Annotated in this window: 22 protein-coding genes; 7 read left to right on the top strand and 15 right to left on the bottom strand. The window is 73.0% G+C overall.

Going from position 1 to position 22856, the window contains the following annotated elements:
* Positions 1-77: 77 nt before the first annotated feature.
* From ACZ7N4_RS29125 to ACZ7N4_RS29135, 3 genes are all read right to left on the bottom strand, one after another.
* Positions 78-740 (bottom strand): DUF5063 domain-containing protein, encoded by a 663-nt coding sequence (locus tag ACZ7N4_RS29125; protein WP_471363582.1) that lies wholly within the window; start codon positions 738-740, stop codon positions 78-80.
* The gene (recR, locus tag ACZ7N4_RS29130) at positions 733-1332 is read right to left on the bottom strand and encodes a recombination mediator RecR (protein ID WP_356151572.1); all 600 of its coding nucleotides are present in this window, start codon (positions 1330-1332) and stop codon (positions 733-735) included. Before recR ends, ACZ7N4_RS29125 begins: the two co-directional genes overlap by 8 nt.
* 73 nt (positions 1333-1405) lie before the next feature.
* Positions 1406-1765: a YbaB/EbfC family nucleoid-associated protein gene (locus ACZ7N4_RS29135; protein WP_471363586.1), complete on the bottom strand. Its 360-nt coding sequence runs from the start codon at positions 1763-1765 to the stop codon at positions 1406-1408.
* A 275-nt stretch (positions 1766-2040) separates the two neighbouring features.
* On the opposite strand from ACZ7N4_RS29135, the gene ACZ7N4_RS29140 reads away from it, so the two are divergent.
* Positions 2041-2790, top strand: coding sequence for an SLATT domain-containing protein (locus ACZ7N4_RS29140; protein WP_471363588.1), 750 nt, complete (start codon positions 2041-2043; stop codon positions 2788-2790).
* 72 nt (positions 2791-2862) lie between these two features.
* Here the strand turns inward: ACZ7N4_RS29140 and ACZ7N4_RS29145 are convergent, their stop codons facing one another.
* Entirely contained in the window at positions 2863-4920 is a 2058-nt protein-coding gene (locus ACZ7N4_RS29145; protein WP_471363591.1) for a serine/threonine-protein kinase, read from the bottom strand.
* A gap of 157 nt (positions 4921-5077) precedes the next feature.
* On the opposite strand from ACZ7N4_RS29145, the gene ACZ7N4_RS29150 reads away from it, so the two are divergent.
* The 4 genes from ACZ7N4_RS29150 (at position 5078) to ACZ7N4_RS29165 (ending at position 8312) form a co-directional block, all read left to right on the top strand.
* Positions 5078-6433, top strand: coding sequence for an aminotransferase class III-fold pyridoxal phosphate-dependent enzyme (locus ACZ7N4_RS29150; protein WP_471363594.1), 1356 nt, complete (start codon positions 5078-5080; stop codon positions 6431-6433).
* Positions 6434-6561: 128 nt separating this feature from the next.
* Positions 6562-7257 carry a GntR family transcriptional regulator gene (locus ACZ7N4_RS29155; protein WP_471363596.1) on the top strand — a complete coding sequence of 232 codons (696 nt, stop codon included), beginning with the start codon at positions 6562-6564 and terminating at the stop codon, positions 7255-7257.
* Between the two features lie 120 nt (positions 7258-7377).
* Positions 7378-8028 carry a hypothetical protein gene (locus tag ACZ7N4_RS29160; RefSeq protein WP_471363599.1) on the top strand — a complete coding sequence of 217 codons (651 nt, stop codon included), beginning with the start codon at positions 7378-7380 and terminating at the stop codon, positions 8026-8028.
* 131 nt (positions 8029-8159) lie between these two features.
* Complete coding sequence (locus ACZ7N4_RS29165; protein WP_471363604.1) at positions 8160-8312, top strand: hypothetical protein; 153 nt, start codon at positions 8160-8162, stop codon at positions 8310-8312.
* 44 nt (positions 8313-8356) lie between these two features.
* Here ACZ7N4_RS29165 and ACZ7N4_RS29170 read toward each other — a convergent pair whose 3' ends face one another.
* The 3 genes from ACZ7N4_RS29170 to ACZ7N4_RS29180 all read right to left on the bottom strand — a co-directional run bounded on the left by ACZ7N4_RS29170 (position 8357) and on the right by ACZ7N4_RS29180 (position 11163).
* Positions 8357-8572: a hypothetical protein gene (locus tag ACZ7N4_RS29170; RefSeq protein WP_471363607.1), complete on the bottom strand. Its 216-nt coding sequence runs from the start codon at positions 8570-8572 to the stop codon at positions 8357-8359.
* Positions 8573-8740: 168 nt separating this feature from the next.
* Positions 8741-9418: a DUF998 domain-containing protein gene (locus ACZ7N4_RS29175; protein WP_471363610.1), complete on the bottom strand. Its 678-nt coding sequence runs from the start codon at positions 9416-9418 to the stop codon at positions 8741-8743.
* A 461-nt stretch (positions 9419-9879) separates the two neighbouring features.
* On the bottom strand, positions 9880-11163 hold the full coding sequence (locus ACZ7N4_RS29180) for an adenylosuccinate synthase (protein ID WP_471363613.1): 1284 nt from the start codon (positions 11161-11163) through the stop codon (positions 9880-9882).
* Positions 11164-11360: 197 nt separating this feature from the next.
* Between ACZ7N4_RS29180 and ACZ7N4_RS29185 the strand changes: the two genes are divergently transcribed.
* Positions 11361-12209 (top strand): diacylglycerol kinase family protein, encoded by an 849-nt coding sequence (locus tag ACZ7N4_RS29185; protein ID WP_471363615.1) that lies wholly within the window; start codon positions 11361-11363, stop codon positions 12207-12209.
* A 136-nt stretch (positions 12210-12345) separates the two neighbouring features.
* Positions 12346-13857: an APC family permease gene (locus tag ACZ7N4_RS29190; RefSeq protein ID WP_471363618.1), complete on the top strand. Its 1512-nt coding sequence runs from the start codon at positions 12346-12348 to the stop codon at positions 13855-13857.
* A 17-nt stretch (positions 13858-13874) separates the two neighbouring features.
* Here ACZ7N4_RS29190 and ACZ7N4_RS29195 read toward each other — a convergent pair whose 3' ends face one another.
* The 8 genes from ACZ7N4_RS29195 to ACZ7N4_RS29230 all read right to left on the bottom strand — a co-directional run bounded on the left by ACZ7N4_RS29195 (position 13875) and on the right by ACZ7N4_RS29230 (position 22779).
* A complete protein-coding gene (locus ACZ7N4_RS29195) occupies positions 13875-15095 on the bottom strand; it encodes a cytochrome P450 (protein WP_471363621.1) in 1221 nt (406 codons plus the stop codon).
* 19 nt (positions 15096-15114) lie between these two features.
* Complete coding sequence (locus ACZ7N4_RS29200; RefSeq protein ID WP_471363624.1) at positions 15115-15780, bottom strand: response regulator; 666 nt, start codon at positions 15778-15780, stop codon at positions 15115-15117.
* Complete coding sequence (locus tag ACZ7N4_RS29205) at positions 15777-17144, bottom strand: sensor histidine kinase (protein WP_471363627.1); 1368 nt, start codon at positions 17142-17144, stop codon at positions 15777-15779. The genes ACZ7N4_RS29200 and ACZ7N4_RS29205 overlap by 4 nt, the downstream gene beginning before the upstream one ends.
* Before the next feature lie 99 nt (positions 17145-17243).
* On the bottom strand, positions 17244-17924 hold the full coding sequence (locus ACZ7N4_RS29210) for a response regulator (protein WP_471363630.1): 681 nt from the start codon (positions 17922-17924) through the stop codon (positions 17244-17246).
* Positions 17921-19342, bottom strand: coding sequence for a sensor histidine kinase (locus tag ACZ7N4_RS29215; RefSeq protein ID WP_471363633.1), 1422 nt, complete (start codon positions 19340-19342; stop codon positions 17921-17923). Before ACZ7N4_RS29215 ends, ACZ7N4_RS29210 begins: the two co-directional genes overlap by 4 nt.
* 10 nt (positions 19343-19352) lie before the next feature.
* The gene (locus tag ACZ7N4_RS29220) at positions 19353-20609 is read right to left on the bottom strand and encodes an acyltransferase family protein (RefSeq protein WP_471363635.1); all 1257 of its coding nucleotides are present in this window, start codon (positions 20607-20609) and stop codon (positions 19353-19355) included.
* Entirely contained in the window at positions 20602-21693 is a 1092-nt protein-coding gene (locus ACZ7N4_RS29225) for an alpha/beta hydrolase (protein ID WP_471363640.1), read from the bottom strand. Before ACZ7N4_RS29225 ends, ACZ7N4_RS29220 begins: the two co-directional genes overlap by 8 nt.
* A 189-nt stretch (positions 21694-21882) precedes the next feature.
* Complete coding sequence (locus ACZ7N4_RS29230; RefSeq protein ID WP_471363645.1) at positions 21883-22779, bottom strand: alpha/beta hydrolase; 897 nt, start codon at positions 22777-22779, stop codon at positions 21883-21885.
* Positions 22780-22856: the final 77 nt, after the last annotated feature.

The following is a 22856-nucleotide window of genomic DNA, read 5'->3' on the forward strand; positions in this document are numbered from 1 at the left end:
ACATCGTCCGCTCGGACACGACCCCTGCCCAGCGATCGGCGCCGCACTCCGAACGTGCCCCGGGTCACAGCGCCCGGCTACTTCCCCGGCCGGATCCCCAGCGGAGCGCCGATCTCCTGCGCCATCACCCGGCCCGCCTCGAACTCCAGGGTCTCGTCGCCGATGTCCGGCTGGTCGGTGTCGAGGCCGTCCAGCTCCTCCAGGGGCTGGTTGAGGCGGACGTGGATGAGCACGGACTGGAGGGCGCGCAGCACGGCGGAGGCCGTCGGACCCCAGTTGGAGAAGTACGAGAACTGCCACCACCACAGGGCCTCGCTGGTGCGGCCCGCACGGTAGTGCGCCATGCCGTGCCGGAGGTCGGTGATGATGTCGGCGAGGTCGTCGGAGATCCGGGCCGGCACCGGGGCGGTGCGGGGCTCGTACGGGTCGAAGACCTCGGAGTACACGTCGATCGGGTCCAGGAGCCGGGCGAAGTTCTCGCGCAGCTCGTCCACGTCCGGCTCGGGGCCCGGGTCGGGCTCGTAGCGCTCCTCCGGGACGATGTCCTCGTGGGCGCCCAGCCGGCCGCCGGCCAGCAGGAGCTGGGAGACCTCAAGGAGGAGGAAGGGGACGGCCGATTCGGGCTCGTCGCCCCGCGCCACCTCCGTGACGGCCACCAGGAAGCTCTCGACCTGGTCCGCGATCTGGACCACGAAGTCGTCCGGGTTCTGCGCCGAGGCGTGCAGTGTGGCGTCAGACATCTAGCAGTCGTCTCCCCTCGAAGGCGCGGCCGAGGGTGACCTCGTCCGCGTATTCCAGGTCGCCACCCACCGGGAGGCCGCTGGCCAGGCGGGTGACCTTGAGGCCCATGGGCTTGATCATGCGGGCGAGGTACGTCGCCGTGGCCTCGCCTTCCAGATTCGGATCCGTGGCCAGGATCAGCTCTGTGACCGTCCCGTCGGCCAACCGCGCGAGAAGTTCTCGTATACGCAGGTCGTCGGGGCCCACACCCTCGATCGGGCTGATCGCGCCGCCGAGCACGTGGTAACGGCCCCGGAACTCGCGGGTCCGCTCGATCGCCACGACGTCCTTCGGCTCCTCCACCACACAGATGACGGCGGGGTCGCGGCGCGGGTCGCGGCAGATGCCGCACAGCTCCTCCTGCGCCACGTTGCCGCACGTCGCGCAGAAGCGGACCTTCGCCTTCACCTCCAGGAGGGCCTGCGCGAGCCGCTTCACGTCGGTCGGCTCGGCCTGCAGGATGTGGAAGGCGATCCGCTGCGCGCTCTTGGGACCGACGCCGGGCAGCCGCCCCAGCTCGTCGATGAGGTCCTGGACCACGCCTTCGTACAACGGACTGCCCTTCCTGGAGACCTTTCGGTACGTACGGTAGTCGGCTCCCGCCTCCGCTCGGAAGGCGGAGGCGTCAGAACGGCAGGCCCGGGATGCCGCTGCCGCCGCCCAGCCCCTGGGCCAGCGGGCCGAGCTTCTGCTGCTGCAGCGCCTGCGCGTTCTCGTTGGCCGCCTGCACGGCCGCCACGACCAGGTCGGCGAGGGTCTCGGCCGTCTCCTCGGCGGACCCGGCCTCCGGGTCCACCGCCTTCGGGTCGATCTTCAGGGCGCGCAGCTCACCGGCGCCGGTGACGGTGGCCCTCACCAGGCCGCCGCCCGCCTGCCCGTCGACCTCCGTGTTCGCCAGTTCCTCCTGCGCCCGCTGCAGGTCCTGCTGCATCTTCTGGGCCTGCTGGAGCAACTGCTGCATGTTGGGCTGGCCACCGGGGATCACGATCAGCTCCTCGCCGTCTCCGTCGTCGTCTCCGACGCTTCGTCCGCGTCGACGTTTTTCTCGTCGTGAATGAGCCTACGTGGTCCACGCGGCCACTGCCCCGCCACTCTTTCGAGTGAGATCAGCGACCGGCCTATACCTGATCAAGGCCTCCTTCCGGGCGGAAAAGCCGGGAAACCTCCCTCTTCGCCACCCATTGGGCGGTAGGAAGGGGGCCGCGCGTCGGCATGGAATGTCACGCAACGTGACATGTGGTGATCAGTTGGGAGTGCCGGGTGGGTCAGCCGGAGATGCAGCCCGAGGGTCCGCCTCAGGACGGGCGGGGCGAGGGTGCGGCCGGGCTGCGGCCGGGCGATCTGACCGGGCGGGCCTTCCCGCTCGGCGACTGGGCGGAGCCCGCCGAACGGCTGGACGACCTGTACCGGTGGGTGGAGCGCCGGGCACTGGAGACGTCGGCCTGGTACCTGCGGGAGCGGATCCGGAAGCGGCGCGGCGCGCGCGTGCTGCGGGTGGGCGCTGCGGCCGGGGCGGTGGCCGGGGCGGCACTGCCGCTGCTGGACCTGACCGGGGTGGCCGGCGGGGTGGCGCCCTGGGGGTGTCTGGCGCTGCTGCAGGCGGTCGCCTGCGTCGGCATCGACCGGTTCTTCGGCGTCACCTCCGGCTGGATGAGGGACGTCGCCACCGCGCAGGCGGTGCAGCGGCGGCTGCAGGCGTTCCAGTTCGACTGGGCGTCCGAGAGCGTCCGGGAGGTGCTGGGGCCGGCCGAGGGCACGGCGAGCGAGGCGGCCGAGCGGTGCCTGTCCGTCCTGCGGCGCTTCTCCGAGGACATCACCGAGCTGGTGCGCACCGAGACGACCGACTGGATGGTGGAGTTCCGCACCGGCTCCGCGCCCCTGGGCATCCAGACGGCGGTGGCGGCGGTACCGCGGCAGGACGTGGGGGCCTCGGGGGGCCGGCTCCCGCTGCCCCCGGCGAACGGCTCCCGCCCGAACATGCCCCGGCAGCGGCCACCGGAGCCGCGGTGAGCGCCCCGGAGGGACTGCGGGGAACCACGCGACCGGCCGTGAAGGGGAAGAGCCCGAGCCGCCGGTCGACCGTCACTCCCTGCTGTAGGTGAGGCTCTCCCCGCCGCTCGCCTTGGCCCGCTTCAGCCGCCCGTCCGGCAGCAGCGTGACCTCGGTGGCCTCGCCGGGGCTGCAGGAGGAGGCCGGTTCACCGGTGGTGACGGTGGACGGCCCGATCTCCAGCGGACCGGCGCCGCCGGGCTCCTCGGCCAGCTCCGCCTCGAAGACGCAGTGGTACGACCCTCCGCCCTCGGCCGGTCCGTCCGCGACCAGCGTCAGCACCGTGTCGCCCACCTCGCCCTGCCGGATGGTGAGTTCGCGGGTGTTGGAGCCGCTCGCGTTGTCGATGGTCGTCCGCCAGGTGCCCAGGTAGGCGTCCGGTACCGCCCCGGCGGCGGAGGCGGAGGGGGACGGGGACCGGTCGGCCCGCGTGGGCGATTCCGAGCCGGCCGGGGAGGTGGCGGTGGGCGCCGGGCCGACCGTGCCGTTCCCCTTGTCGTCGGTCCCGACGCCGTTCTTCATCAGCGCGTAGACCGTGCCGCCCGCCCCCAGCGCGACGACCAGCGCGATCGCGACGAGCAGCGCGGTGGACCGCCCGTCGCGCCGCTCCGGCTCCGCCGGGACACCGACGGCCGGCGGCCCGTACGGCGGGGTGGAGCCGAGCCCGCCGGCGTAGGGGTGGTACGACGACTGCCCCGCGCCCCAGTTCCCCGGCTGCTGCGGATAGCCGTACGCGGCGGCCGGGGCCGCCTGGGGATGCTGCTGCGGGACCCCGTAGGACGGCACCCCGAAGCCGGCGGGCGCCTGCGGGACGCCGGACGCGTGCGGGCCGGACGCGTGCGGGCCGGACGCGTGCGGCACACCGGGCGGTGCGCTCGGCGGTGGGGGAGCCTGGGCGGAGACGACGGTGGGCAGGTGGTTGACGGGACCGCCCGGGCCGCCGTCGGAGACGGGTGCGTGCTCGGGCGACCTACCGGCACCAGCGGCATCAGGGGTGTCAGGGACACCAGAAGCACCACGGGCCCCGGTGACTCCATGCGCCCCCGCGCCCCCGGCAGCCCCGAAAGCACCGGCCGCCGGCACCGCCCCGGCGGCCCCGGCGGCCCCGCCACCGACAGCGTCCACGGCACCCGGTGACGGCGCCACGGCCCCGCCTGGGCCGTCCTCCGGATTCTCCACCTCCAGCAGCTGCACGGCGTGCCGTCCCAGCTGTGCGACCAGCGAACTCGGCAGCCAGGGGTCCCGGGACCGCCCCCCGGTCACGGTGTCCTCCACCCCGGTCCGCTCCAGGATCGTGTCCAGCGAGGGCCGGTCCTCGGGGTCCTTGCGCAGGCAGTCCCGGACCAGGTCGGCGATGCCCTCCGGCACCCCGGTCAGATCCGGCTCCTCCTGGGCGATCCGGAACATCAGCGCGTGCGCCCCGCTGTCGGCGTTCCCGAAGGGCAGGGCCCCGGTCGCCGCGTACGCCAGCACCGAGCCGAGGCAGAACACGTCGCACGCCGGGGTGATCCGGTCCCCGCGCACCTGCTCGGGCGCCATGAAGCCGGGCGACCCCACGAGCGCCCCGGTCCGGGTCAGCCCCTCCCCGCCGGCGGTCGCCGTCTCCAGGGCCCGCGCTATGCCGAAGTCGATCACGCGCGGCCCGTCGATGGTCACCAGCACGTTGGACGGCTTGAGGTCCCGGTGCACGATGCCGGTCGCGTGGATGTCCTTCAGCGCGTGCGCGAGCCCCGCCGCAAGGATCCGTACCGACCGCTCGGGCAGCGCCCCGTGGTCGTGCCCGACGACCTGCTGGAGGCTCGGCCCGGCCACATACCCGGTCGCCACCCACGGCACGGCCGCCTCGGTGTCCGCGTCCAGCACGGCCGCGGTCCAGTGCCCCCCGACCCGCCGCGCGGCCCGCACCTCCTGCCGGAACCGGGCCCGGAACTCCTCCTGGGCGGCCAGTTCCTCCCGGACCAGCTTCACGGCGACGGTCCGCCCCCGGTCCGAACGGGCCAGGTACACGTGCCCCATCCCGCCCGCGCCGAGCCGCGCCAACAGCCGATAGCCCCCGATCTGCTGCGGATCCCCCGGCCCCAGCTTCTCCATCCCCGCGCCGCCTTCCCCCATAGGTGTGCAACGACCGAGAATAGTGCGGTCGTACGACGGCGACGCTCCCCCGTCGACAACCTGTCGCGGATTCGGGTCGTCCACGGAACAAGACGCCGATAGGCCTTCCGCATCGCGGACATTTACCCTCACCGGCATGACCCCTCAGCCCAGCCCCGAAGCCGGCACCACGGTGAAGGCCGCGGACCGCGCGCACGTCTTCCACTCCTGGTCCGCCCAGGACCTCATCGACCCCCTCGCCGTCGCCGGCGCCGAGGGGTCGTACTTCTGGGACTACGACGGCACGCGGTATCTCGACTTCACCAGCGGACTCGTCTTCACCAACATCGGCTACCAGCACCCCAAGGTCGTCGCGGCGATCCAGGAGCAGGCGGCGAAGCTGACCACCTTCGCGCCCGCGTTCGCCGTCGAGTCCCGCTCGGAGGCGGCCCGGCTGATCGCCGAGCGGACCCCCGGCGACCTGGACAAGATCTTCTTCACGAACGGCGGCGCGGACGCCGTCGAGCACGCGGTGCGCATGGCCCGGCTGCACACGGGCCGCCCGAAGGTCCTCTCGGCGTACCGCTCGTACCACGGCGGCACCCAGCAGGCCATCAACATCACCGGCGACCCGCGCCGCTGGGCGAACGACTCCGGCTCGAACGGTGTCGTCCACTTCTGGGCCCCGTTCCTGTACCGGTCCCGCTTCTACGCCGAGACCGAGGAGCAGGAGTGCGCCCGGGCGCTGGAGCACCTGGAGACGACGATCGCGTTCGAGGGACCGGGGACGATCGCCGCGATCATCCTGGAGACCGTCCCGGGCACCGCCGGGATCATGCTCCCGCCGCCCGGCTACCTGGCCGGCGTGCGCGAGCTGTGCGACAAGTACGGCATCGTCTTCGTCCTGGACGAGGTCATGGCCGGCTTCGGCCGGACCGGCGAGTGGTTCGCGGCCGACCTGTTCGGTGTCGTACCCGACCTCATGACCTTCGCCAAGGGCGTGAACTCGGGCTACGTCCCGCTCGGTGGCGTGGCCATCTCGCAGAAGATCGCCGAGACCTTCGGCAAGCGCCCCTACCCCGGCGGCCTCACCTACTCCGGGCACCCGCTGGCCTGCGCCGCCGCCGTCGCCACGATCAACGTGATGGCGGAGGAGGGCGTGGTCGAGAACGCCAAGCGCCTCGGTGAGACCGTCGTCGGGCCCGGCCTCGCCGAGCTGGCCGAGCGGCACCCGAGCGTCGGCGAGGTCCGCGGTGTCGGCATGTTCTGGGCGCTGGAGCTGGTGCGGAACCGGGAGACCCGGGAGCCGCTGGTGCCGTACAACGCGGCCGGCGAGGCGAACGCCCCCATGGCCGCGTTCACCGCCGCCGCCAAGCGGAACGGCCTGTGGCCCTTCGTGAACATGAACCGCACCCACGTCGTGCCGCCGTGCAACGCGACCGAGGCCGAGCTGAAGACGGGCCTGGCCGCGCTCGACGCCGCCCTGAGCGCCGCCGACGAACACACGGTGTGACCGTACCGCGGCTGCCGCCGGGCCGATTCGAACGCGTAAGGTGACGTGCTCGTAAGCAGAAGGGGACGCGTGTCGACCGCGCGTCCGTACGAGTACGTCACCCGGACGTGTGAGGAGAGGCACGGAGCATGCCCGGCAACGGCCCCGTGACGCGCAGCACGCTGCGTCAGCAGATCGCGGACGCGCTCCGTGACGAGGTGCTGGCGGGACGGCTGCGCCCGGGGCGGGCGTTCACCGTGAAGGAGATCGCCGACCAGTACGGCGTCTCCGCCACCCCCGTCCGTGAGGCGCTGGTCGACCTGTCCGCGCAGGGCATCCTGGAGGCCGACCAGCACCGCGGGTTCCGGGTGCCCGAGTACTCGCTCACCGACTACCGGAACATGATCGAGGCGCGCAGCCTGGTCACCGACGGCATGTTCCAGGCCCTCCACACCGGCCACCCCGCCTTCCGCACCCCGCCCGAGGACCCCCGCACGGCGGCGGCCCTGACGACCGTACGGCGTCGCGGCGAGGAGGCCCAGCGGGCCGCGACCGCCGGCGACGTCACGGTCCTGATCGGGTACGACCTGCGTTTCTGGCGCGAGCTGAGCGCCCTCTTCGGCAACCCCTACCTCGGCGACTTCCTGCACCGGCTGCGCGTGCAGTCCTGGGTCTGCGCCGTGCAGCACCTGCTCCGCCTGCCCGACCTGCGTGGCCGGCTCTGGGCGGGGCACACGGACCTGGTGGACGCGCTCGCCCGGCGCGAGGCGGGGACGGCCCGCGCGATCGTCGCCGCCGCCAACTCCCACTCGCTCGCCCTGCTGGAAGACCTGACCGAGGGGTAAGTGACCGAGTACGGCCGTCGTATCGGCACGAGGGGAGCCGCCCCCGGGCCGTACCGACTACCCTTCCCTGACCACCTGCCGCCGTGCGTGACCACGCGCCTGCCGTACGAGGAGCCCTCTTTGGCCTGTGACCTGTGGCTGGTACCGCTCGTGGACGTGTTGTGCCACACCCCGGACAACCCCTTCGCCGACGAACTCGCGCAGTACAACAAGGCGCTGGCCGAGGCCGGCCTGCCTCCCGTCCCGGTGTACCAGTACATGCCGGGCCTGTCCGGCGACGTCGCCCCGGTCGCCGGTTTCGACTACGACGCCCTGCACTTCCTGCGCCGGGCCTACCTGCTGCAGGTCTGCGGCCTGCCGGTCACCCCGGTGGACGAACTGGGCGGGGACTACGAGCAGTTGCTGGAGATGTTCGAGTCGACGGCCCAGCAGTCCCACCTGGTCTGGCACTACGACCACGCGGGCGCCTACGTCCCCGTGGACTTCCCGCACCCGCTCTCGAACGACGAACTCCTCGCGGGCGGCGGCCCGCTGGGCTCAGCCCAGACCCTGCTGCGCGAACTCCAGTACGTCGCCCCGACGATCGGCATCGACCCGGCCAACCCCCCGGCGCCGCCCGCCCCGCCGACCGCCCCGACCGAGCTGGAGGAACCGGCCGTCCCGGCGCCCTACGACCCCAGCCCCTTCGCCCGCGAACGCCACGTCTGGCTGGGCCTCCACGCGGCGGCGACCCGCTCGCTGGCCCAGGGCTCGATGATCGTCTTCAGCTGACCCTCGGCACGTTCGGGACGGCGATCGGAGCGGACGAGAGGTGCGGGCGGCCGGAACGGCCTGGGGATCCGCGATCAGGTCGCCGTCCGGAAGCCCGACGCGGACGCCGAGACAGCGGACGCCTGAATAGCGTGACGCGGCTCCTGACCATGAACACCTGCACGCGGACGGCCCAGCCGGACGACGGCGAGCTCGACCACACCTTCCTCAAGGCGTCCCGGAAGATCAACGCCGTGTACGACGAGCGGGCGCAGTGGCCGGAACGAGGGATGAGCGCGAGCTGAGCCGGAACGGCAGGGACTCCGCGGGCCCGAGCAGCGGCACGGGGCTATGAGGGCCGGCCGATGAGGCGGACGACCGGGGGCCACAGCACTCCGGCCGCAAGCAGCAGGGAAGGGCCGAGGTGCACCGGGCACACGAGCAGGGGCGGCCTGTTGTGGCGGGCGACCTCGAAGACGGCCGGGTCCGAGCAGTCCGTGCCGTCGGCCTGGTGCCCCTCACCACCGTATGGTCCCCGGCACAGCACGCTCCCGTGAACGCGCATACGTCCATTGTCCACCGGCTCCACACGGAGCCCGGCGGTGCCTGGCGACGCCTACAGGAACGCGTTGGTCCCGGTCGCCCTGTCGGGGGTGCCGTTGTACGGCGCGCCCCACGAAACGTACGCCTTCGTGTGGTGATGCCGGGCATGCCCGGGACCTGACCTGAGCTCTCAACCAGTGCGGCTGAGACGCCCTGCCGGCATCGCCTCCCGCATACGACCCGCCCGCCGGACAAGGCCACGAACGCCGACAGCAAGCGCCCAGAACAAGGGGGGGAGAGCGGCGACCCGTTCCATACCTCCCATGCCCAGACCGAGGTAGTGGCGGGAGAGGAACAGTCCGAAGGCCGTGAGCGCGGTGACTCCCAGCAGGCTGGTGCCCCACCGCATGGGGGTCGGAACGTGTTCTGCCAGGCCGAACCCCGCCACGACGAGACCGATGTTGCCCCCTGCCATGATGAAGAGGGCCCCCAAGGCATGCTGGTTCTCGTTGACGTCCGCCGGAGCCAGCCCGACCAGCACGAATCCCACGCCGACACCGGCGAGCAGCAGACGGGCCACGGCAGCGGTCCGTCCCCTGCGCCACAGGACACCACCGGTCAGGGCGGCACCGACGACGAACAGCACTCCCAGGACGACGAACGAGACATTCATCAGACCGTGGTCGGGGGAACAGATGTACCGCGGCTCGGGATCCGGCTGCAGAGCGCAGTGAGCGTTGCCCAAGTCGCTGATGTTGTTCCGCGCCCAGCTGTACGGTCTGGACCAAGCCGACTCGGCGATCAAGTGGATGACGAAGAACTGCACCACGCCCACGATCCATGCCGAGTACCCGATCCGGAGTCTCATCCGTCCACCTTCCGCCGCGCGAATAACGTGCGGACAGCCGATCACGCGGCGCCGGACTCGGGCACTCCGACAAGCCCCCTGGAACAGGGTGGGGCAGACCCTACTGTGGCCCGGCGCACGAGTCCGCGGAACGGGTGTCACCCCGCGCAGCGCCACAGGTGTTGGCCACGCGTCCGCGTCGGACTCCCGAACGTGCCGGGGGTCAGCTGAAGGCGGTCACCGAGCCCTGGGCCGGTGAGCGGGTCGCCGCCGCGTGGAGGCCCGCCGGACGTGGCGTGCGCGGGCGAAGGGGCCGGGGTCGTAGGGCGCCGGGACGACCCGTTCCAGCCCTGGGTCACAGGCGTGTTCCCGGACGGACCGGCCGGTTCCCGGCCGGCCAGACGCCGCGGAGGGCGGGACGGCCGGGCGGGTTCTCCGCACCGGCCGTCCCGTCAGACTCCCGGGCCCCGGGAAAGGGACGCTCAGAGGAACGAGTTGATCTCGATCGTCTCGTCCCGGCCCGGGCCCACGCCGATCGCGGAGATCGGGGCGCCGGACATCTCCTCCAGGGCCTTGACGTACGCCTGGGCGTTCTTCGGCAGGTCGGAGAAGCTCTTCGCCTTGCTGATGTCCTCGCTCCAGCCCGGCAGCATCTCGTAGACCGGCTTCGCGTGGTGGAAGTCGGTCTGGGAGTACGGCAGCTCCTCGACGCGCTTGCCGTCGATCTCGTACGCCACGCAGACCGGGATCTGCTCCCAGCCGGTGAGGACGTCGAGCTTGGTGAGGAAGAAGTCGGTCAGGCCGTTCACGCGGGTCGCGTAGCGGGCGATGACCGCGTCGAACCAGCCGCAGCGGCGGTCACGGCCGGTGGTGACGCCCCGCTCGCCGCCGATGCGGCGCAGCGCCTCGCCGTCCTCGTCGAACAGCTCGGTCGGGAACGGGCCGGCGCCGACGCGGGTCGTGTAGGCCTTGAGGATGCCGATGACCCGGCTGATCTTCGTCGGGCCCACGCCCGCACCGGTGCAGGCGCCGCCCGCCGTCGGGTTCGAGGAGGTGACGAAGGGGTACGTGCCGTGGTCGATGTCCAGCAGCGTGCCCTGGCCGCCCTCGAAGAGCACGACCTTGTCGTCCTCCAGGGCCTGGTTCAGGACCAGCACGGTGTCGGCGACGTACGGCTTGATCTGCTCGGCGTAGCCCAGCAGCTCCTCGACCACCTGCTCGGCGGCGATGGCGCGCCGGTTGTAGAGCTTGGTGAGGATCTGGTTCTTGACGTCGAGAGCCGCTTCCACCTTCTGCTCGAGGATCGACTCGTCGTACAGGTCCTGGACCCGGATGCCCACGCGGTTGATCTTGTCGGCGTAGGTCGGGCCGATGCCCCGGCCGGTGGTGCCGATCTTGCGCTTGCCGAGGAAGCGTTCCGTCACCTTGTCGACGGTCACGTTGTACGGCGTGATGACGTGCGCGTTACCACTGATCAGGAGCTTGGACGTGTCGACGCCACGCTCGTTCAGACCGCTCAGCTCGGAGAGCAGGACCGACGGGTCGACGACGACGCCGTTGCCGATGACCGGGACACACGAAGGCGAGAGGATCCCGGAAGGGAGAAGGTGGAGGGCGTACTTCTGGTCGCCCACGACTACCGTGTGGCCGGCGTTGTTGCCGCCCTGGTAGCGCACCACGTAGTCGACGGATCCACCGAGCAGGTCCGTCGCCTTTCCCTTGCCTTCGTCACCCCACTGAGCACCGAGCAGCACAAGTGCGGGCACGCGCGTACACCCCTTCCGGGCGGGGCATGTCCAAGGTCGGGGGCGTGGGCGTAAGGTTCACCGCCGCGTACCACCGCGACCGCCGTTGGTCGCACAACCGTCGGACCGGATGCCCCGGAATAGACGAAGCCCCTGGCGCAATAGCGCAAGGGGCTCTTGCACAAAGATGCTACCCGAGGAAGCGAGGCAGGACCGAGGTGGCGACTCTCGCGACGTCCGATCAGCTGCTGGTGATCATCGATCCGGCCGCGCGGCAGACGGACGGCGAGTCCGTACGCATCGCGAAAGACGTGCTCAGCGCGGGTGCGACGGCCAAGGTGTGCCTGCCGGAGGACCCGGAGGAATTCGCCCGCGCGCTGGGCCGGAGGGGGTCCCGGCGGCCGGTCGTGGTCGGGGACGACCGGGCGCTGGTGCGGGCCGTCACGCTGCTGCACCGGCGGCGGGAGCTGGCCGGGTGCGCGCTGTCGGTCGTGCCGGTCGGGGACAGTGCGCTCGCCGAGTCGCTCGGGGTGCCCGGTGGGACGGTGGCGGCGGCGCGGGCGGTGCTGGAGGGCGCCGAGCGACGGCTGGACCTGCTGGTCGACGACAGTGACGGGGTGGTGCTGGGCGCGCTCGGCATTCCGCCGGCACCGGTGCGGGCGGCCGGGGGGAGCGAGCCGGTGCCGGTCGCGCCGGGCGGCCCCTGGTACCGCTCGCTGGTGCGCACCCTCGCCGTCCGGCCGGCCCGGCCCACCCGGCTGTCGGCCGTGCCCTCCCCCGGGACCCGCCTGCGGGTGGAGGTCGACGGGCGGACCGTGGTGGACCTGGACCAGCCGGTGGAGGCGGTGTCGGTGGCGCCGGGTCCGGGCGGGGTGGCCTCGGTGGAGGTGCGGCCGCTGTCGGTGGGTGCGGAGGCGACCCCGCTGCTGGCCTCCGGCCGCACGGTGACCGTCATCGGCGAGGCCTTCCGCTACCGGGCGGACGCGGCGGTCACCGGCCCGGTACGGCGGCGGACGTGGCGGGTGGCGGAGGGCGCCTGGAGGCTCATCCTGCCCGCCGCCCACTGATCCTCACCGGCCACCCCGACCGCATCTAAAGGTCTGGTGACACATATTTAACCGTGCCGACCCCTTCCCGGGCGTGTCCTTCGTCCACCATCCTGCTCCATCAGGACCCGCGGACTGACAGGGAAGGGGCCACCCGATGGCAGTGGACGAGGGGGTCGCGCCGACGACGGGCGCGGCGGACGGCGAGACGGTTCACCGGCTGAAACCCAATGCCGTAGGGCTGCTCGGGGTGGTGTTCATGGCCGTCGCCACCGCCGCGCCGATCACCGCGATGACCGGCAACGTGCCCTTCATGGTGTCGTCGGGCAACGGGGTCGGGGCACCCGCGAGCTATCTCGTGGCAATGGTCGTCCTGGCAATCTTTTCCGTCGGTTTCACCTCGATGGCCAAGCACATCACCTCCACCGGCGCCTTCTACGGCTTCATCTCCCACGGGCTCGGCCGCACCGTCGGACTCGCCTCCGGACTGCTCGCCACCTTCGCGTACGTCGTCTTCGAACCCGCGCTGATCGGGATCTTCTCCACCTTCGCCACGACCACGCTGCGGGACCAGACGGGGCTGCACGCCCCCTGGTGGGCCTTCGCCGGGCTGATGCTCGCCGTCAACGCCACCGGCACCTGGTTCGGGGTCAGCGTCGCCGAGAAACTGCTGGTGGTGCTGCTGGCCACCGAGGTGACCGTCCTCGCGGCCATGGCGGTGTCCGTCGCCCTGCACGGGGGCGGGCCGCACGGCTTCACCTTCGCCCCGGTCGACCCCGTCAACGCCTTCAAGGGGACGTCGGCCGGCCTCGGCCTCTTCTTCGCCTTCTGGTCCTGGGTCGGCTTCGAGTCCACGGCGATGTACGGCGAGGAGTCCCGCGACCCGAAGAGGATCATCCCCAGGGCCACGATGGTCAGCGTGCTCGGCGTCGGTGTCTTCTACGTCCTCGTCTCCTGGATGGCCATCACCGGCAACGGCGAGGCGGAGGCCGTACGGGCCGCCTCCTCCGCCAACCCGCTCGCGATGTTCTTCGACCCCACCGAGCGCTACGTCGGCCACTGGGCGGTCGACGTCATGCAGTGGCTGATGATCACCGGCTCGCTCGCCTGCGGCATGGCCTTCCACAACTGCGCCGCCCGCTACCTGTACGCCCTGGGCCGGGAGGGCGTCCTGCCCTCGCTGCGGGACAGCATCGGGCGCACCCACGCCCGGCACGGTTCCCCGCACATCGCCGGACTGGTGCAGAGCGTCGTCAGCGCGGTGCTGATCGGCGCCTTCTGGGCGGCGGGCAAGGACCCGTACACCGGTACGTACGTCCTGCTCGCCATCCTCGGCACCATGGCGATCCTCGTCGTGCAGGCCGTGTGCTCCTTCGCGGTGCTGGCGTACTTCCGCTCCCACCACCCCGAGAGCCGGCACTGGTTCCGCACCTTCACCGCCCCGCTCGTCGGAGGCGTCGCGATGCTCGCCGTCGTCGTGCTGCTGGTCTCCCACATGGGCGTGGCGGCCGGGCCGGAGTCCGGCTCGCTGGTGCTGAAGGCGACCCCGTGGCTGGTGGCACTGGTCGCGGCGACCGGTCTCGGCTACGCCCGGTACCTCAAGCGGTGCTCGCCCGAGCGATACGCGCTGCTCGGGCGGACGGTGCTGGAGGAGACCAGGGAGCGGTGACGCCCGCGCCCTCCCGCTCAGCCCGCCTCCACCCGCAGCCCCGACAGTCCCCGGATCACGAAGTTCGGCTTCCGCTCCGGCTCCGCCGCCAGGGTCAGGGCCGGGGCCTGCCGGAGGAGGGCCGTCATGGAGGCCGCCAGCTCGATACGGGCCAGCGGCGCGCCGATGCAGTAGTGGATGCCCGCGCTGAAGGAGATGTGCGGGTTGTCCCCGCGGGTGAGGTCCAGGCGGCCGGGGTCGGTGAAGACCGCCGGGTCGTGGTTGGCGGAACCGAAGAGCAGGGCGATCTCCGACCCCCTCGGGATCGACGTGCCGTCGATCTCGATGTCGTCCAGGACCCAGCGTTCGAAGAGCTGGAGCGGGGTGTCGTAGCGCAGCAATTCCTCGACCGCGGAGGGGACCAGGCAGTGGTCGGCGCGCAGGGCCGCCAGCTGGTCCGGGTTGCGGAACAGCGCCCACCAGCCGTTCACGGTGGCGTTGACGGTCGCCTCGTGACCGGCGTTGAGGAGCAGCACCACCGTGGAGATCAGCTCCTGCTCGGTGAGACGGTCCCCTTCGTCATGGGCCGCGATCAGGCCCGAGACCAGGTCGTCGCCGGGATCCTCGCGGCGGGCCGCGATCAGCTCCCGCAGATATTCCGAGAACTCCACCGACGCGCGCACCGCCCTCGCGGCCGTCTCCTGCGACGGATTCAGCTCGTACATCCCGCAGATGTCCGCCGACCAGGGGCGCAGCCGCCCCCGGTCCGCCTCCGGAATGCCCAGCATCTCGGCGATCACCGCCACCGGCAGCGGCTCCGCCACGTCGGTCAGCAGATCACCGCCGCCGTCGCGGACCAGACCGGCCACCAGCTCGTCCGCCAGCCCCTCGACGTACGGCTTCAGCCGCTCGACCGTGCGCGGGGTGAACGCCTTCGACACCAGGCGCCGGATCCGGGTGTGGTCCGGGGGCTCCAGGTCGAGCATCCCGTGGTCGTTGAGGGTGTGGAACGGCTCGTGCTCCGGCGGGGGCGGGGTACGGCCGAACTCCTCGTGGCCGAACCGGTGCTGGTACGTCCGCCCCAGCCGGCGGTCCCTCAGCAGTGCCGAGACGTCCGCGTGGTGCGGGACCAGCCACTGGTCGGTCGGTTCGTACCGGATCACCCGGCCGCGTGCCCGCAACTCCGCGTAGGCCGGGTAGGGGTCGGCGACGAACGCCGGGTCCCAGGGGTCGAAGGCGAGGTCCGCAGCAGCTGCCATGGACGGACGCTAGCCCGGCTCACCCCGGTGTGACCAGCCTCGCCTCGTAGGCGAACACCGCCGCCTGGGTGCGGTCGCGCAGGCCCAGTTTGACCAGGACACGGCTCACGTGGGTCTTGATCGTCGACTCCGCCACCACCAGACGGCCGGCTATCTCGGCGTTCGACAGGCCCTGGGCGATCAGGATCAGCACCTCAGTCTCCCGTTCCGTCAGTTCCCCGTAGGCCGCCTGGGCCGCCGGCATCAGGCGGGGGGTGTCCGCCAGCCTGGAGAACTCCGTGATCAGGCGCCGGGTGACCGAGGGGGCGAGGAGGGCCTCGCCCGCCGCCACCACCCGCACGCCGTCGGCCAGCTGGCGCGCCGAGGCGTCCTTGAGGAGGAAGCCGGAGGCTCCCGCGCGCAGCGCCTGGTACACGTACTCGTCCAGGTCGAACGTGGTCAGCACCAGCACCTTCGCCGTCTCGTCCGCGGCGACGATCTCCCGGGTCGCCTCGATGCCGTTCAGCTCGGGCATCCGGATGTCCATCAGTACGACGTCCGGGGCGAGTTCCCGGACCCGGTCCACCGCCTCCCGGCCGTTGACCGCCTCGCCGACGACCTCGATGCCCGGCATCGCGTTCAGCAGCACCGAGAATCCCTCGCGGACCATCATCTGGTCGTCCGCGATCAGTACGCGGATCGTCATGCCCCGCCCTCGATCGCCGCGGTCGCCGCCGTCACCGGCAGGAACACCGTCACCTCGTACCCTCCCTCGGCCGTGGGGGCCGCCGTCATCTCGCCGTTCAGCATCGAGACGCGCTCCCGCATGCCGGTGATGCCGTGTCCGGCGCCGGGAGAGGGCTTCGGCAGGCCCGGTGCCGGGGGCGGGCCGTTGACGATGCGGACGCCGAGGCCGCCGAGGACGTAGCCGATCTCCACGCGGGCGCTCGCGCCGGGTGCGTGGCGCAGGGTGTTGCTCAGCGCCTCCTGCACGATCCGGTACGCCGACAGCTCCACCCCCTGCGGCAGTTCGCGCACCGCGCCGGTCACCGCCTTCTCCACCGCCAGGCCGGCCTCGCGCACATTGGCGAGCAGGCCGTCCAGATCCGCGAGGGTGGGCTGCGGGGCGTCCGGGGCCTCGTAGTTCTCCGCCCGGACCACGCCGAGGACCCGGCGCAGCTCGGTCAGGGCCGCCACCGCGTTCTCCCGGATGGTGGCGAACGCCTTCTCCAGCTCCGGCGGCGGGTTCTCCACGCGGTAGGGCGCGGCCTCCGCCTGGATGGCGACCACCGACATGTGGTGGGCGACGACGTCGTGCAGCTCACGGGCGATCGTGGTGCGCTCCTCCAGGAGGGTGCGCCGCGAACGCTCGTGCTCGGTCACCGTCTGCTGGGCGGTCACCTCCTCGTCGGCCTGCCGGCGTATGTGCCGGACCGTGACGACCAGCAGGACCAGCGCGGACACCACCAGCATGGCGGACGTGTCGGTTTCGTAGGGCGCGTAGCCGAAGGCGGTCTGTGCCCAGAAGCCGTACAGCGCGGTCAGCAGCCACATCCAGGCCGCCGTGCGCGGACGGGTGCGGATCGCCACGACCGTGAGCACCAGCAGGTGGGAGACGAGGCTGCCCGGCAGCCAGGGCCAGCTGCCCCAGTCGCTGCCGAGGACCGAGCTGGCCGCCGTCGCCGCGAGCGACAGCCAGAACGCGCCGACCGGACGCACCAGGGTCAGCAGCACCGGGGCCAGGGCGAGCAGCCCGCACAGCACCGCCGGTACGCCGGTGTCGGCACCCGTCACGCCGACGGCCATCGCCACGAGTCCGCCGGCCGCCACCACCGCGTGCGGGGTCCAGGCCGCGTAGGCCCGCAGCCGGCCGAGGTGGCGGGTGAGGGGGCCGTCCACCGCCATGCGGGGCAGCGGCCGGTAGGCGAAGGCCTGGTGGAACAGGTCCTGCCGCAGCCCGCGCAGGGCGTCCGCCGCCGCACGGAACTCGGGGCTGCGCGGCTTGTACGGCTCGAACGCGCCGTCCGGCGTGTCCGGCGGCGTCGGCTGCGTCTGGGTGGTTTCGCTCACGTGGGAAACGGTAGGCGCCGGCCGGGTGCGCGGTCGTCCCCTTGGAGAAGGGTCCCGGGGCGTCCCCCTCAGGTACTACGTACGGGTCGCCCCCGACGGTCAGCGCCCTCCGGGGCGGACCACACCCGACTCGTAGGCGAACACCGCCGCCTGGGTGCGGTCGCGCAGCCCCAGCTTCACCAGGATCCGGCCCACGTGGGTCTTCACGGTCTGCTCGGCCACGACCAGCCGCTCGGCGATCTCCGCGTTCGACAGGCCCTGCGCGATCAGCGCCAGCACCTCCGTCTCCCGCTCGGTGAGGTCGGCCACCCGCCGCTTGAGCGGGGCGCGGCCGCTGCCGTCCAGACGGGAGAACTCGGCGATGAGCCGGCGGGTGATGCCGGGGGCCAGCAGGGCGTCGCCCGCGGCCACCACCCGTACCGCCTCGGCCAGCTGGTCGGCGGAGGCGTCCTTGAGGAGGAAGCCGGACGCCCCGGCCCGCAGCGCGTCGTACACGTACTCGTCCAGGTCGAACGTGGTCAGCACCAGCACCTTGACGGCGGGGTGGTCCTCGGTGATCCGGCCGGTCGCCTCGATACCCCCCAGCTCCGGCATCCGGATGTCCATCAGCACGACGTCCGGGGCCAGTTCGGCGGTCCGGGCGATCGCGTCCCGGCCGTCCACCGCCTGCCCGACCACCTCGATGTCCGGCTGGATGTCGAGCAGCACGGTGAAGCCCTGCCGCACCATCTGCTGGTCGTCGGCGATGAGTACCCGGATGCTGCCGGTACCGCTCGTCATGGGCTCTGTTCTCCTGTCGGGGGCTGGTGGGGCGGGCGCGGGGCGGTGTCCCCGGGAAGGTGGGCGGTGACGCTGAACCCGCCGCCCGGGGTGTGCTCCGCGAGGACATGGCCGCCGAGCATCGTCGCGCGCTCACGCATGCCGAGCAGCCCGTGTCCGGCGCCCGGGGAGGGCGGGACCGGGCGCTGCGGCGGCGAGTTGGTCACCACCAGGTGCAGGCCGTCCGGGAAGTGCCCGACCTCGACGTGCACCCGGGAACCCGGCGCGTGCCGCAGGGCGTTGCTCAGCGCCTCCTGGATGATTCGGTACGCCGACAGCTCCACCCCCGGAGCATACGGCCGGACCTCGCCGACGACCTGCGCGGTCACGTCCAGCCCGGTCGCACGGGTGTTGTCGATCAGTCCGTCGAGCCGGGCGAGCGTGGGCTGGGGGGCGTCCGGGGCGGTGCCGGTGCCGGGAGCGCCCAGACCGTAGGGGCCCTCGGGGTCCTCCGGGTTCTCGGAGCGCAGCACGCCGAGCACCCGGCGCAGCTCGGTGAGCGCCTCCAGCGCGTTGCCGCGGATGCCGGCGAGGTTCTCCAGCAGCTCCTCGGAGGGGTCCTTGACGAGATGGGGGGCCACCTGGGCCTGGATGGAGATCACCGACATGTGGTGGGCGACCACGTCGTGCAGTTCGCGGGCGATCCGGTTGCGCTCCTCCAGCAGGGTGCGGCGGGCCCGCTCCTCCGCGGTGATCGTCGTCTGCTGGACCAGTTCGCTGCGGGCCTCCTGGCGGCTGCGTAGGGTGCCGCCGACGGCGGTGGCGACGGCGAACAGGGCCACGGCGACCGTGCCGGTGCCGGAGTAGTGCCCCACGGCCGTACCGACGCGCACGACGTAGGTGACGAGCATGGTCACGGCGAGCACGGTGAGGGTGCCGCGGAGGCGGACCCGCAGGGCGAGCAGCAGCAGCACGACCGTGTGGGCCAGCAGCGTCGGTGTCGACCACGGCCAGTTGGGGCCGGAGGCCGCGGCCGACTCCAGGTGCGGGCGGGCGAGCAGGGCGGTGACGGTGGCGGCGGTCAGGGACAGCGCCCAGGCCGGGACGGGGCGCCGGACGGCCAGGACCATGGCGGCGGCCTGGAGCGAGGTGGCGAGGAGGGCGGTGGAGTACTCCAGGTCGTACGACTCGGAGACGTCGATGCTGCCGGCGAGGGCGATGGCCAGGGCCGTGTAGCCGATGAGGAGGTAGACGAGGAGGCGGGCCCAGCGGTACTTGGAGAAGGGCGGCGCGTGGCGGGCGGGGGCCTCGCCCAGCCACCGTCGGAAGCGCCCGGGGCCGGAGGCGGCGCCGTCGGACGGGAGGTGACTGCCCTCGGCCGGAGCGCGGTGGGGGGAAGGGGCGGGGGTGGAGGTGGGGCTCGGGTCCGGGGGCGTCACAGGGTGAACATTAGGCATGGTGAGGGGATTTCGTCGGCGGGAGGTGGCGGTGCACCACCTGGGAGGGGCGGTTGCGGGGCCGGCGCGGACCCCTCTCGTGGTGGCGGAAGGCCGCCCGGCACAGGGTCAGCGCCAGGGCGAACAGGGGGAGCCAGGCCAGGCGGTACGCCACCCAGGCCGGCGCGTCGGGTGCGGTGTGCAGACCGGGCAGGCGGCCGGCCACGAGACCCGTGGCGGTGGTGGCCATCATGGCCGTCTGGTGCCAGAGGAAGACCGTCATCGCCGAGAGGTTGACGAGGGCCACCGCCGCCCAGGCGAGCGGGCGGGCCATCGTGCGGCGCAGCCGGTCGCGCAGCAGGAGCGCCAGTCCGCACTGCGCCAGACCGAACGTGACGGCCGCCAGGGTCGGGGGGTTCAGGTTGGAGACCGCGCTGCCGGGGACGCCGACCATGGACGCCGGGTAGCCCGCCCACCCGACGAGGACCGCGGTGGCCGCCGTACCGCCGAGGAGGAGCGTCCACGCCGAGCGCCGGCTGTGCACCTCGCCCCGGGCCCAGGCGGCGCCCAGGGTGTAGGGGACCAGCCAGCCGGCGGCCAGGTTGGTCCAGCCGAGCCAGGACGGGCCGAGGTGCAGGCCGAAGCGGAGCAGGTCCACGTGCAGGACGACGGCGAGCGGCCAGAGCGGGTTGAGGCGGGCGACGAGCGGGGTGGCGGCCGTCAGCGCGGCGAGGACCAGCAGGAACCACAGGGGGGACAGCGCCAGTTTGCACAGGGTGTGGATGGTCGCCAGGGGGGTGCCGGTGAGCAGCAGGGCCGTGCCGGCCACCGTCCACAGGGCGAGGAGCGCGGCGACCGGACGGAACAGCCGGGTCAGGCGGGCGCGCAGCCACCGGCCGTAGGACTCGCCCCGGCCCCGGGCCGTGGCCAGGCCGCGGGTCGCGACATGGCCGCCGACCAGGAAGAACACGGCCAGGGTCTGGAAGAGCCAGGAGACCGGGGCCAGCCGGGGCATGTGCTGCAACGGGCTCGCCGTGTGCAGCCCGCCGTCCTCCGCGACCAGGGCGGTGACGAGCCAGTGGCCGAGGACGACACCGAGGATCGCGACGGCCCGCAGGGCGTCGACGGCGCGGTCCCGGGAGGCGGGGGTGGCGGCGTCCACGCGGTGGGCGGCGTGACGGAGCGCGTGCAGGGCGCGGTGCGGGGCGGGGGTGCGCGGGACACGGGTGGGGGTGTGCGGGGCGCGCGTGCGCGGGGACGGCTCAGCCACGGGTTACCTCCCGGGAGTGGTCGAGGGCGATCCGGGCGAGGTTGGCCAGGGAGACCGAGCCCGGAGTGAAGTAGCCGCTGTGGTCGGCGTCGGCCGCGTCGAAGACCCGGGCGCCGAAGGCGGTGGAGACGGGGTCGGTGCCGAAGCCGACGGTGGTGCCGAAGAGGCCGGCCCGGACGTGCGGGACGTCCGCCACCCAGTCGTCGCCGCCGCGGGCCGCCCAGACGCGGGCGCGGGTGTGGAGGGCGGCGACGGAGTCCGCTCCGGTGCCGGGGCTGCCGACGAGGGCCATGTCGTCCGCGTCCAGGCCGGGCGCGGCTCGGCCGCAGACCACCGAGCCGTAGGAGTGGCAGAGCACGGACAGGTGTGTTCCGGCGGGGGCCAGGGTGCGCAGCCGGCGTACGAGGGCCCGCAGGCGGGGGGCGGCCTCGTCGGCGCGGGTCGTGGTGGTCACCGTGGGGCTGACCGTGGCCGGGGTCTCGTAGCCGAGCCAGGCGACGACGGCGACGCGCGGGGCGGGGCCGTGGGCGGGGCCGGCGGGGTGGGTGAGGTGCGCGTACAGGGCCGCGGCCGCTCGGTGGAAGCGGGCGTGGGTGTCGAGGGTGGTGTCCGAGCCGGGGACCAGGACCGCGACGTGCTCGGCGTGGGTGAGGTCGCCGAGGACCTCGGTGGCCCGGCCGGTGCCTCGGCCGTCGAAGGCGAGGAGGCGGCGGGACGGGGCGGCGAGGGCGCGGTCCGCCGCGGCACGGTGCGCGTCGCCGTGGACGGCGGCCATCCGGGCGGCCTCGGTGGCGTTCCGCCGGTTCGCCTCGTACGCGGAGGGGAGGCTGGACGGGGTGAGGGGGGCGGAGAGGACCGCGGGGCGCGGGGCGGGGATCCGCGGGCGGGCCGCGCCGGCGAGGGGGGTGACGATGGCGGCGGTGACGAGGACGGAGAGGAGCGCTCGGCGCAGCCGGGTGGTTCGCGGGCGGGGGTGCGGCGGTCGCGGGACGGGTACCGGCGCTCGGCGCGCCGCCGTACCGGTGCGCGGGGGGAGCGGCGCCGGGCGGTGTCGGGTCGTACCGGTTCGCCGGGCGTGCCCCATGGTCGGCTTCCTTTCCGCTGCCCGGCCATCGGGCTTGACAGGAAAGGAAGTTACGGAGCGGGGGGCGTCGTCGGCGTCCCGCCAGGGAGCTGTTCCGGCGGGTAGCTCTCAGGTATGACGGGTATCACCGGGGCCGGCCCCGGAGGAGCCGGACGAGCCGGGCGAGCCACAGCAGCCGAACCACCGCGCTCACCAGGCCAGTTGGGCGATCTCCTCCGCCACCACCGCACACGCGTCGGCGGCCGGATCGATCAGCGGGAAGTGACCGACGTCCTCCAGCAGGGTCAGCCCGACCATCTCCCCCGCCTTCGCGGCCGCCTCCGCGTACGACTCGGCCACCTGCTGCGGCACCTCCAGGTCGGCGCGGCCCTGTACGAGGGTCGTCGCGATGCCCGTCGGCAGCAGCAGCGCCGGGTCCGCGTACGGACGGCGCTCGGCGAAGTGGTCCTGGCCGCCCAGGAGTTGCAGCGACGCGTGCGCGCAGACCTCCAGCTTCTCCGCCACCTCGAAGTCCGCGATCGGTGCGAGCGCGACGACACCGCGCAGCGACGCCGGGCCGTCCGTGCGCCAGGGGGCGTCCGCGGGAAGGACATGGCGGGCCGCCGCCCACAGGGCCAGGTGGCCGCCCGCCGAGTGGCCGGTCAGGACCGTACGACGGGGATCCGCCTGCGGCAGCGCCTCGCCGGCCAGGGCCGGAAGGGCGTCCAGCGCCGCCGCGACGTCGTCGAGGGTGTCGGGCCAGCGACCGGCCGGCGGCGTGCCCCCGGACTCCCCCGCCCCCGCGGCATCCTCGGCGCCACCCCGTCTGTACTCCACGTTCGCCACCGCGAACCCCCTGCGGGCCAGGTAGTCCGCGAAGGGCGTGATGTGGCGGCGGTCGTAGCGGGCGCGCCAGGCGCCGCCGTGGAGGACGACCACCAGCGGGGCGGGTGACGTGGTGTCCGGGCCGGGGCGGGGAGCGTAGAAGTCGATCACCTGGTCGGGGTGGTCACCGTAGGCGGCCGTGACGTCGGGGTCGACCGGGGCGTGCGAGAAGGCCGACTCCTCTTCGGCGGCGGCGCGGGCTGCTGCGGCGTCGTCCGGCATGCTCCAACCTCTCAGGGAAGAAACGGGTTTGGCGGACCAGGTGGGTAGTCGGCCGTTGGCCGGGACGGTATCAGGCC

The sequence above is a fragment of the Streptomyces sp. NPDC107654 genome, from assembly GCF_055639035.1.